At 61.2% G+C, this 11,159-nt stretch carries 12 protein-coding genes; 1 reads left to right on the top strand and 11 read right to left on the bottom strand.

Going from position 1 to position 11,159, the window contains the following annotated elements; translation table 11 throughout:
* The 11 genes from J5M56_RS23280 to J5M56_RS23230 all read right to left on the bottom strand — a co-directional run.
* The coding region (locus J5M56_RS23280; RefSeq protein WP_207937868.1) for a cytosine permease at positions 1-384 on the bottom strand (384 nt) is incomplete at its 3' end.
* Between the two features lie 323 nt (positions 385-707).
* Positions 708-2,873 carry an ATP-binding protein gene (locus J5M56_RS23275; protein WP_207937867.1) on the bottom strand — a complete coding sequence of 722 codons (2,166 nt, stop codon included), beginning with the start codon at positions 2,871-2,873 and terminating at the stop codon, positions 708-710.
* Positions 2,874-3,126: 253 nt separating this feature from the next.
* The gene (locus J5M56_RS23270) at positions 3,127-3,690 is read right to left on the bottom strand and encodes an NUDIX hydrolase (protein WP_186477938.1); all 564 of its coding nucleotides are present in this window, start codon (positions 3,688-3,690) and stop codon (positions 3,127-3,129) included.
* 2 nt (positions 3,691-3,692) lie between these two features.
* Positions 3,693-4,445: a GntR family transcriptional regulator gene (locus tag J5M56_RS23265; RefSeq protein ID WP_060478478.1), complete on the bottom strand. Its 753-nt coding sequence runs from the start codon at positions 4,443-4,445 to the stop codon at positions 3,693-3,695.
* A gap of 91 nt (positions 4,446-4,536) precedes the next feature.
* Positions 4,537-4,926 carry a carboxymuconolactone decarboxylase family protein gene (locus J5M56_RS23260; RefSeq protein WP_207937866.1) on the bottom strand — a complete coding sequence of 130 codons (390 nt, stop codon included), beginning with the start codon at positions 4,924-4,926 and terminating at the stop codon, positions 4,537-4,539.
* Between the two features lie 174 nt (positions 4,927-5,100).
* Positions 5,101-5,586: a flavin reductase family protein gene (locus J5M56_RS23255; RefSeq protein WP_186477937.1), complete on the bottom strand. Its 486-nt coding sequence runs from the start codon at positions 5,584-5,586 to the stop codon at positions 5,101-5,103.
* Between the two features lie 13 nt (positions 5,587-5,599).
* Positions 5,600-7,081, bottom strand: a complete 1,482-nt coding sequence (locus J5M56_RS23250) for an aldehyde dehydrogenase (RefSeq protein ID WP_060478412.1) — start codon at positions 7,079-7,081, stop codon at positions 5,600-5,602.
* A complete protein-coding gene (locus J5M56_RS23245) occupies positions 7,078-7,911 on the bottom strand; it encodes an alpha/beta fold hydrolase (RefSeq protein WP_060478411.1) in 834 nt (277 codons plus the stop codon). The genes J5M56_RS23250 and J5M56_RS23245 overlap by 4 nt, the downstream gene beginning before the upstream one ends.
* Before the next feature lie 68 nt (positions 7,912-7,979).
* A complete protein-coding gene (locus J5M56_RS23240; RefSeq protein ID WP_060478410.1) occupies positions 7,980-8,576 on the bottom strand; it encodes an amino acid synthesis family protein in 597 nt (198 codons plus the stop codon).
* Between the two features lie 282 nt (positions 8,577-8,858).
* Positions 8,859-9,899, bottom strand: coding sequence for an LLM class flavin-dependent oxidoreductase (locus J5M56_RS23235; RefSeq protein WP_060480277.1), 1,041 nt, complete (start codon positions 9,897-9,899; stop codon positions 8,859-8,861).
* A 74-nt stretch (positions 9,900-9,973) separates the two neighbouring features.
* Positions 9,974-10,459: a flavin reductase family protein gene (locus tag J5M56_RS23230; RefSeq protein ID WP_060480278.1), complete on the bottom strand. Its 486-nt coding sequence runs from the start codon at positions 10,457-10,459 to the stop codon at positions 9,974-9,976.
* Between the two features lie 316 nt (positions 10,460-10,775).
* Here J5M56_RS23230 and J5M56_RS23225 point away from each other — a divergent pair.
* The coding region (locus tag J5M56_RS23225) for a cytosine permease (RefSeq protein ID WP_207937865.1) at positions 10,776-11,159 on the top strand (384 nt) is incomplete at its 3' end.

Genomic DNA, 11,159 nt, shown 5'->3' with positions numbered 1-11,159 from the left:
CTTGCCCGCCAGCACGATGTTGGAGGCGAAGAAGCCGATGTACATCACCCCGGCGATCACCACCACCAGTAACGCGCCGAGGGTGCCGAACTGAGCGCGGCTCTGGATCATTTGCGGGATGCCCATCTGCGGGCCCTGAGCTGAGTGCAGGGCCATCAGCACCCCCCCGACCAGATGGCCGACCAGAATGGCGACGATCCCCCACACCAGGTTCAGGTGAAACAGTTGCACGCCCAGGGCGCCGGTAACGATGGGAAGGGGTGCGATGTTGCCACCGAACCATAATGTGAACAGATCCCTTACCTTTCCATGGCGGTCTTGCGGCGGTACGTAGCCGATCGTGTGTTTTTCTATAAGGGGTGCCGAATTGGCTGCACTGGTCATGACTGACTCCAAGGCAAGGTGGGGCATCGGGTGCTGCCCGGGTGCGTGCCGGCGAAGGGCGACGCGTTCTTGTTGGAGTGATGATGCGGGGCGTGGCGATTAGGAGAAATTAGTAAATTTGTACCCATAAACCTTAAAAAACCTAAGGCTGACAAAAGGTTAAGCGGTGGACGGTAGCAAGTTGAGTGCCAGTTGATGGCAAGCACTGTAGTAGAGGGCTTTGGCTTCGCTGGGCTTTGTTGTTGCGGGCTACATAGGGGCGCTGCGCCCCTTGATGGTGCAGGCTATTTGGGTGCTCGAGCTTGCAATGCCAGCCCTTGAGGTTAGGCGCGAAGTCTTTTGTTCAATAGCTGGCACAGCTGCTCAGCAGAGTACGGCTTGGCCAGGAAGCAGAAACCTTCGTGGCCGTCTTCGGCAATTGTTTCGCTGTAACCGGAGGTCAGGATCACCGGCAGGTGTGGCCGCTGCTGTTGCAGTTGCCTGGCCAGGGCCAGGCCACCGATACCCGGCATGACTACGTCGGAAAAAACCGCATCAACATCGCCTTGGGGGCCACTGAGCTGAGCAAGGGCCTCTTCGGCCGAGGTGACCAAAAGGATGCGGTAGCCATGGTCCTTGAGAATCTGCGCAGTAAAGTTGCCTAAATCAGGATTGTCCTCGACCACCAGGATCAGCGGCTCGCCGTCAGCCTGGGCAGGTAGTTCATCGTCTGTGCTGCCCGGCGCTGAGTCGGTGGGCGCAGGCTCCTGAGGCAGATAAAGGGTAAAGCGGGTGCCTTGGCCCGGTGTGCTACTGACCTTCACGTCGCCTCCGGACTGCTTGGCAAACCCGATCACCTGGGACAGACCTAGGCCGGTCCCTTCACCAGGTGCCTTGGTGGTGAAGAACGGGTCGAAGATGCGCTCCAACAGCTCAGGCGCGATACCCATACCGCTATCGGCTACCGAAATCGCGGCAAACACTCCATCGAGCCCCGGCACAGACTGATCGGCCTGCAACTGCAGCCGCAGAGTGCCTTCACCCAACATGGCGTCGCGGCCGTTGAGCATCAAGTTGATCACCGCTGTTTCCAGTTGGCTGAGGTCGGCGCGGATGTAGCAGGGCGTTTCTGGCAACTGCAGCTCCACCAGCATCCGTGCGCCAGTGGCGGTGTCGAGCATGTCAGCCATGGCCTCCAGACGTGGCGCGGCCTCGAATACCTGGGGGCTGAGGGCCTGGCGCCTGGCGAAGGCGAGCAATTGACCCGTGAGCTTGGCGCCCCGATCTATCGAGTCGGTCATGGTCTTCAAATAGCGTTCGCGCCGGCTGATATCGAGGTCGGGGCGCTGCAGGAAGTGCAGTGACGAGCGCATGATGGTGAGCAGGTTGTTGAAGTCGTGGGCCACGCCGCCAGTCAACTGGCCGATGGCTTCGAGTTTCTGGGCCTGGCGCAGAACGGCTTCGGTGTGTAGCAACTGGGTCGTACGCTCCTCGACGCGGTGCTCCAGGGACGCATTGAGTGCCTGTAGTGCGGCCATTGTCTCGCGCGTTTCGGCATAGGCCTGCACCCGCTGGATGTGCGCCCAGCAGCGCTCGGTCACTTCACTGATCAATGTCTTTTCGTAGGAGGTCCATTGGCGCGGGAGTTTGTCGTGGATGGCCATCAGTGCAGTCAGACGGCCGTCTTCGATGAACGGGATGCAAATGGTGGCGCTGACACCAATGGCCTGGAAGGTGGCCGCCGCCTCCGGCGCCAGCTCGCTCAGGTTGTTATTGATCACCAAAGCTTGGCCGCTACGCAGGCGGCGGACGGCCGGTTGCCCGAAGTCATGCAGGTGGTACTGGCCGAGCAAGTGCGGTGAACCGGGGGCCACCGCATCGCCGCAGATGGTGAAAGCATCCTCGTCAGGACCCATGATGGCGTAGGCGCAACTCGACAATTGCATGTGTTCGAGCAACTGTTGAGTGGTGATGGCGAGAATACGGTCAGCCTGCGTCGCGCCAGCCAGCGCTCGGCTAAGCCCGTCGAGAAAGTTCAGGCGCTGGTTGGCAAGTACTGTGGCGGTGGTTTCGGTAACCGTGTCGAGCATGCCTACGACGGTCCCGTGGTGATCACGGATGGGGCTGTAGCAGAAGGTGAAGTAGGCGCGTTCCGGCCCACCGTTGCGTTCGATGGTCAGCGCAAAGTCCTGGATGAACACTGCCTCTCCAGCTAGCGCTCGCGCAGCCATGGGGCTGATCTCGGGCCAGGCCTCTTGCCAGACCTCACTGAATGGCCTGCCCAACGCCTGGGGTTTCTGCCCCAGGATTGGCATGAAGGCATCATTGTGCAGGGTCAGCAACTCTTGGCCCCAAAGCACGGCCTGCGGGAAGCGCGAGCCTAGGCACAGCGCCACGGTGGTCTTGAGGGCTTGCGGCCAAGTCTGCAGTGGGCCGAGAGTGGTGTTCGCCCAATCGTAGCTGCGGATGCGCTCGCCCATCAGGCCGCCGCCGTGTAGCCATTTAGCCATCTGCTCTGCCGATCCTTTTGCACAAGGCTATAAGGGTGCACCGAGAATAGCCGCTTGGCGAGCGGTTTGTTGCGGCCTGCCGAGCACTGCGGTGTGGCGCTTTGGCGAAAACCTGTGCGCACCCTTTTGGTTTGTTCGAGCAGACGCTGCAAGCGGGGCGTTTTGCGCTTTCCGCCGCCGCTTCTTCCAGGCAGCGATCCGGGGTTGGCCTATAAGGCAGCCTCCCGGTACTGGCGGTTTACTTTACGCTGGGTTAGCGCATGAAGTGCACTTTGCCGGTGTCGTCATTGCCCATATAGATGCCATAAACCCCAGCTTGGCGTTCAAGGATGTAGCGCTCAAGGATCTGGCGGATGGCCGGGTAATAGATCTCGTCCCACGGGATCTGGTGGGGTTCGAAGAACTTGTAGGCCAGCGTTTCAGGCCCGTACTGCCCAGTTTCTTCGGTGGCGATGGCGCGGAAGATGATGTACACCTCGCTGATTCTGGGCACGCTGAAGATAGAGTAGGGCGAGACGATGTCGGCGCGCACGCCGCTTTCTTCCCAGACCTCGCGCAGGGCTGCCTGCTCGGTGGTCTCGCCAGCTTCCATGAAGCCGGCGGGCAGCGTCCAGGTGCCCGGACGGGGCGGGATGGCGCGTTGGCATAGCAAGTACTTGCCTTCACGCTCGATGATGCAGCCTGCGATGATTTTCGGGTTCACGTAGTGAATGTAACCGCAGGCGGCGCAATGCAGGCGCTCGTGGGTATCACCTGTGGGAACGCCCCGAGCCAGTTCGGCGGTACAGTGCGGGCAATAGCGCGGGGCGTTGGGCATGATCAGCGGCCTATGCGAGGTTCCTTCAGGGCCAATGGCTCGACGATGTCGCGCACTTTGGCATTGTCATCCTGCTTTTGACGCAGGTAGTCAAGCGCCACCTTGGCGGCGGCGCGCACATGATCGACCGAGGCCTGGTGTGCCACCAGCGGATCACCGCCCTTGATGGCCTCGACGATTTTTTCCATTTCACGGTTACTGGCGCCGCGGCGGTTCTCTTGGGACACCGAGGTAGCGCGCAGGTAGCTGATTCGGGCTTGCAACTGACGCAACTGCTGCGCAGCCACCTGGTTGCCGGAGCCTTCCAGAAGCACGTCATAGAAACCTTGCACCGAATCCAGTACCTGCTGCAGCTCGCCTTCTTCCAACGCTTCGCGGTTGACCTCCAGCGCACGTTCCAGCGCCCGGATGTCCTTGGCCTTGGCGTTGAGGGTGAACAGTTGCACGATCAAGCCTTCGAGCACGCAGCGCAATTCGTAGATATCGCGGGCGTCTTCCAGGGTGATGATGGCCACGCGAGGGCCTTTGGCGTCGGCAAACTCCACCAGGCCTTCGGACTCCAGGTGGCGCAGGGCTTCACGCACCGAGGTGCGGCTGACGCCGAGGCGGTCGCAGAGGTCGCGTTCGACCAGGCGGTCACCCGGCAGCAGGTGGAAGTTCATGATCGCGCCACGCAGCTTGTCGAGCACGATTTCGCGCAGGGTAACGGGGTTGCGGTTGACCTTGAAGCTGTCGTCGAGGGGCTGGCGTTTCATCAAGTGCGCTCTGATAGAGGCTGCCCGGCCCCCACCGACAATTGCACCACGAACCATCGGTGCTCCTTGCGTGGGTTCGGACAGCCCGCTGTTAACGGGTTGACTCCGCATCGGCTTCGGCGAAGGCCTCGCGAGCTAGGCGGAAACTGTCCACCGCCGCGGGCACGCCGCAATAAATGCCGACCTGGAGCAGGATCTCGCGAATCTGTTCACGGCTCAGGCCATTGCGCAATGCGCCGCGGATATGCAGCTTGAGCTCGTGGGGCCGGTTGAGCGCGGAAATCATGGCCAAGTTTATCATGCTGCGCTCTTTGAGCGAGAGGCCTTCACGGCCCCAGACATGGCCCCAGCAATATTCGGTGACCAGCTCCTGGAGTGGCTGGGTGAATGCGTCGGCGTTCTGGATGGAGCGGTTGACGTATTCCTTGCCCAGCACCTGGGTGCGGATCTGCAGGCCTTTTTCATATTTCTCGTTGCTCATTGCCGTGCTCCATATCAAAAAAGGGGCTGCAACCGAGGGTGAGACGATTAGTGCAGCCCCTGAAACAGGGTCATCGGTGTGGGCTGTTTCGCGGGTGAGTCTGCTCCTGAAGGTCCAAGCCTTTGCCCAATCGCTGGGGAGCGAGTTCACCCGCGAAGCAGCCGATGAGGTCTATCAGCCCAATGGCGGCAGGGCGCCCAGCTTGCCTTTGTGGTAGACCATCGGCGTGACCGGCTCGGCCGGCAGGACCAGATTCTTCACCGCGCCAACAATGATGGCATGGTCACCGCCATCGTATTCGCGCCACAGTTCGCACTCGATGATCGCCGTGGCCTTGGTCAGCAGCGGGTTGCCCAGCGCGCTCAACTGCCACTCGATACCTTTGGCCTTGTCCTTGCCTTTGCCTGCAAAGGCGTAGGCTTCGGCGGTTTGCTCGGCGGACAGCAAGTGAATGGCGAATTGCTTGCTGTCGCGCAGAATCGGGTAGGTGTCCGATGCGTAGTTGGGGCAGAACAGCACCAGCGCCGGGTCTATCGACAGTGCGCTGAACGCGCTGGCGGTAATGCCGACGATGCCGCCGTCGGTGTCCAGAGTGGTGACCACAGTGACACCGGACGGGAAGGAGCCCATCACGTCTTTGTAGATGCCTGGTTCGATCATCTCGTGCTACCTCTTAGCGCATCACAAACGGGTCGGGCATCGGCGCGGTGGACAGGTTGATCCACACGGTCTTCAGCTCGGTATAGGCCAGCACCGAATCGATGCCGCTCTCGCGGCCATAGCCGCTGTTCTTGAAGCCGCCGATCGGCGCCATGGCCGACACGGCACGATAGGTGTTGACCCAGATGATCCCCGAGCGTACGTCTCGCGCCAGGCGATGGGCGCGGCCCAGGTCGCGGGTCCAGATGCCGGCGGCCAGGCCGAACTGCGAATCGTTGGCGATGGCCAGGGCCTGCTCTTCGGTCTTGAAACGGATGACGGCGGCGACCGGGCCGAACACCTCTTCCTGCATGATGGTCATCGAGTTGCTGTCGCACTCGAACAGGGTCGGTTCGTAGAACCAGCCATCACCTTCGACCTCGGCACGTTTGCCACCCATGTGCAGCTTGGCGCCTTCGGCCTTGGCGGCTGCCACCAGGCCTTCGACCACAGCCAATTGCTGCGCGGTGGCCATCGGGCCCATTTCGCTGGCGTCGTCCTGCGGGTTGCCGATGCGAATGCGTTTGGCGCGGGCGATCAGGCGTTCGACGAATTCGTCGAAGATTTCGTCTTGCACCAGCAGGCGCGAACCTGCCACGCAGCTCTGCCCGGAGGCTGCATAGATGCCGGCCACCGCGCCGTTGATGGCGCTGTCCAGGTCGGCGTCAGCGAAGATGATGTTCGGCGACTTGCCGCCCAGCTCCAGCGACAGCTTGGCGAAGTTCTCAGCGCTACTGCGCACTACATGGCGCGCTGTGGCGGCGCCACCGGTGAAGGCGATCTTGCGCACCAGCGGGTGGCGGGTCAGCGCTGCGCCGGTGCTTGGGCCGTAGCCGGTGACCACGTTGACTACGCCGGCCGGGAAGCCGGCTTCCAATGCAAGGCGAGCCAATTCCAGGATGGTTGCCGAGGCGTGTTCGGACGGCTTGAGCACGATGGTGTTACCAGCGGCCAGTGCTGGGGCGAGCTTGATCGCGGTCAGATACAGCGGGCTGTTCCACGGGATGATCCCGGCGACCACGCCGATCGGCTCGTGCACGGTGTAGGCGAACAGGTCGGGCTTGTCCAGCGGCAGTGTGCCACCCTCGAGCTTGTCTGCCAGGCCGGCGGTGTAGTGGAAGAACTCCGGCAGGTACCCGACCTGGCCGCGGGTTTCACGGATCAGCTTGCCGTTGTCACGGCTTTCGAGTTGAGCCAGGTGCTCTTTGTTTTCGGCGATCAGGTCACCCAGGCGGCGCAGCAGCTTGCCCCGTGCGGTGGCGGTGATGCTGCGCCAGGCCGGGCTTTCGAAGGCACGCTGGGCGGCCTGCACGGCCAGCTCGACATCGGCCTGGTCGGCGTCGGGCAGTTGTGCCCAGGCCTTTGCAGTGGCCGGGTTGAGGCTGTCGAAGGTCTTGCCGCTCTGGGCATCGAGCCATTGGCCGTCGATGCACATCTGGAAACGAACGAGGGTCATGCAACAATCCCCTTGGCGGATTCGGTGAGGATGCGGGCTTGGGCGAGAAAGTCCAGAAGCATCTTGTTGACTTCCCGCGGTGCTTCCACTGGCATCATATGCCGTTGCTCGGCAAGGACCACGCTTTGTGCGCCAGGAATGCTGGCGGCAAGCTGACGGGTCATGGCAGGGGTGGAGCCCGCGTCGAGTTCGCCGGTGGCGATCAACGTCGGCACCTGGATAGTGCCCAGGTCGCTTGCGCGGTACATGTCCTGGGTAGCGAACAGCGAATAAGTGGTGTGATACCCCTGCGGGTCATTGTTCGCCAGTACTTGGCGAATGGCGGCGACCTGCGCCGGGTTGGCAGCCTTGTATTCACGGCTGAACCAGCGGTCCAGGGCAGCGTCGACGTTGGCGTCCGGGCCTAGCTGCGCAGCCTGGGCAGCGCGGGCGATGACCCCGGCACTCTGCTCGGGCGTACGGTTGAATACGCTGTTGAGCACAACCAGGGCAGCCAGACGCTGCGGATAGCTCAAGGCAAAGGCCCGGGCGACCAGGCCACCCATGGAAAAACCAATGACCGTGGCTTGTTGAATCTGCAAATGGTCAAGCAGCTCGGCGAGCTGGGCGGCATAGCCCTCCAGGCCAATGTCGGCGGCCGGCAGGGCGCTCTGGCCGTGGCCAAGCATATCGTAGACGATGACGCGGTAGTCGTTGGCCAGGCCAACGATCTGACCGCCCCACATTTCCTTGTTCAAACCCACGCCGTGAATCAGTACCACGGGTTGGCCCTGGCCGACGGACAGGTAACTGGTGCCGGCAGGTGTGTGTTCAGCGACAGGCTGAATCATGGAGGGCGCTCCTTGAAGGTCGGGCACGGCGGGTAAGCACGCCACGCCCCGGCCCGTCTTGGTTGTTGTTATTGAGCGTTGGCTTTTTCGGCAGCCAGTTCTTCCAGGTCGATATAGCGGTTGCCGATGCGCGGGTGCAGGCGGCCCCCGTCGGCTGCGCCCAGAACCACCACGATCTCATCGGCGCGCGGCGCGTCTTCGATCTGCATTTCCAGAGTGATGTAGTGCGAGCGCAGGCCTTCGTCGTCCTTTTGCATCATCGGGATCTGGATCGAGGTGCCTGGGCCGCCGCGCTTGTTGGTGAAGCTCAGGTAGCTCTTGGCCTTGACCGCCTCGCGGTAGTGGTTGCCAAAGCGCAGGGTGTGAATCACGGCCGAAGCATGCTCGATTTCGCCATCGGCGCCGACCACAGCGGCCTTGCCATAGGCTTCGATCTTGTCGGCACCACCGATTGCGGCCGTCAGGCGTTCGACCATCAGGGCACCGAGCTCCGAGCAATTGGCGCGAATTTCCGGCTTCAGATCTTCAACGAAACCGCGACCGGCCCATGGGTTCTTGATCACCACGGCCAGGCCGACCATGGTCACAGGCTTGTCGGTGGCCTTGCCGCCTTCGATACGGGTCTCTTCGGAATAGGTGACGATCTTGCGGATTTCGAAACTCATGGAGGGGCTCCTGGTGAGGGTTATCAGCTCTTGTTGTCTGATGGTATACCATAATATTTGTTGTGCAATAGGTGCCTGAAAATTTCTGTTGTCCCAGGACGAAAGGTGGGGGGATGGCTTGGGATTTGTGGGGACTTGGAGATCCAGCGCCGCCCGCGCGGCGCTCGTTCCGCGAACCACCACGCGTCCCAGGGCATACACCGGACAAAAAAATCCCGCTCACGTCGGCCACTGGGGCCAACGTGAGCGGGCGCGTCCCGCAATGTCTCAGGCAATGGGAATTCAGGCGAACGCCGGCACCACTTCCTTGATGAACAGCTCCAGCGACTTTTTCTTCTCGGCGTGGGGCAGGCTGTTGTCGCACCAGAAGCTGAACTCATCGACACCCAGCTCTTGGTAGTACTTGATTCGGGCGATGATCTCTTGCGGCGTACCGATCATGGTGTTCTTGCGGATATTGTCCAACTGGAAGGCCGGGACTTCGGCGAACTTCGACTCAGGGCTTGGCTCCAGGAAGCCGTTGACCGGGGTGGTCTTGTTGCCGAACCAGGCGTCGAAGGTGCGGTAGAAGCGTGAGATGGCCTGGGCGCCAATCTTCCAGCCATCGGGCTCAGATGGGCTGTGGACATGGGTGTGGCGCAGTACCATCAATTGCGGCCGAGGAACGTCGGGGTTGTTGTCCAATGCGGCCTGGAACTTGTTCTTCAGGTCCAGCACTTCCTCGTCGCCTTTCATCAATGGCGTGACCATGACGTTGCAGCCGTTGGCCACGGCGAAATTATGCGAGTCGGGGTCGCGAGCGGCGATCCACATTGGCGGCGTGGCGTTGAAGGGCTTTGGTACGCTAGTGGAGGTGGGGAATTTGTAGACCTCGCCCTCGTGGGCATAGTCGCCTTCCCATAGCTTGCGCACCACCGGCACCATTTCGCGCAGGGCTTTGCCGCCATCGGTGGCTGGCATGCCACCTGCCATGCGATCGAACTCGAACTGATAGGCGCCCCGGGCCAGGCCCACTTCCATGCGGCCGTTGCTGATCACGTCGAGCAGGGCGCATTCGCCAGCGACGCGGATCGGGTTCCAGAACGGGGCGATGATGGTGCCGGCGCCCAGGCGAATTTTATCGGTACGTGCGGCCAGGTAGGCCAGCAGCGGCATCGGGCTTGGCGAAATGGTGTATTCCATGGCGTGGTGTTCGCCGATCCATACGGTGCTGAAACCGCCGTGCTCGGCCATCAGGGTCAGTTCGGTCAGATCTTCGAACAGCTGGCGGTGGCTAACCTGTTCATCCCAACGTTCCATGTGCACGAACAACGAAAATTTCATGGGGCTTTCCTCAACGCTTGTAAGTGTCTGTCGCCAGGTTTGGCAGGCGCCAGGTGTCTCGATTCACAATAGGCTCAGGCAAATGCCGGCAGGCTGGCCATCTTGCCGCGGCAATAGATCATCGGCCGGGGTGCTTCCTCGGGGACGATCAGGTTATGTACCTTGCCAACCATGATGGCGTGGTCACCCCCTTCATACTCACGCCACAGTTCGCACTCGATGACGGCGGTGGCGCCAGCCAGGATCGGGTTGCCCAGTTCGCTCAGGCTCCACTCGATGCCGCTGGCCTTGTCTTTGCCTTTCTTGGCGAACGCGTAGGCTTCGGCCTGCTGCTCACCGGAGAGCAGGTGAATGGCGAAGCGCTTTTGCTTGATCAGTACGGGGTAGGAGTCGGAAGTGTAGTTGGGGCAGAACAGCACCAGCGGTGGGTCCATCGACAGGGAAGAGAACGCACTGGCGGTCAGGCCGACGACCGAGCCGTCGTCGTCCAGGGTGGTGATGACGGTAACGCCGGACGGGAAAGAGCCCAGGACGTTCTTGTAGACGGTTGCGTCAATCATCGGAAGTACCTCTAAAAGGCTGCGGTGGTCCGCGGTTTTTATCGTTGATGTGTCTGATGGTATACCGTAATACCTATTTTGCAAGCGGAATTTTCTAAGCGCACATTTAACGATGAGCGGCTCAAGGCCCCGTAAACCTTGGCTTTGAGCGGTGAGTCGGTTTGTCGCAGGCGCTGCGCAAGGGGTGCAGCTAGCGTTTTTTACTACGGATCAGTGTTGTCAAAAGTTTGGAATACCATAATATGGTCCGCAGCTGAGAGGCCGCCTAGATGCGGTTTCCTTACAACGATAAAAACGACCTTTCGAGCTGAAACCTATGTCCCAACCGTCGTCGCAACACCAGTTTGTCGAGAATCACACGGTCGATTACGTTCCACCTGCCGAGCGCCATGGGAAGGCGCGTGACCTATTCACCCTCTGGTTCAGTACCAACATCGCGCCACTGCCAATCGTCACCGGCGCCATGGTGGTCCAGGTGTTCCACCTGAACCTTTTGTGGGGGTTGATCGCAATCGTGCTCGGGCATCTGATCGGAGGCGTGTTCATCGCCTTGGCCTCTGCGCAGGGACCGCAGCTGGGGATTCCGCAAATGGTTCAAAGCCGTGGCCAGTTCGGCCGCTACGGCGCGCTTTTGATCGTGTTCTTCACCGCACTTATCTATGTCGGCTTCTTCATCTCGAACATCGTGCTGGCGGGCAAG

This window comes from Pseudomonas sp. 51_B (assembly GCF_017491595.1).
Lineage (GTDB): Bacteria > Pseudomonadota > Gammaproteobacteria > Pseudomonadales > Pseudomonadaceae > Aquipseudomonas > Aquipseudomonas promysalinigenes.
The sequence above is the reverse complement of the archived record's forward strand: the minus strand, read 5'-3'. Positions and strand labels throughout refer to the sequence as shown.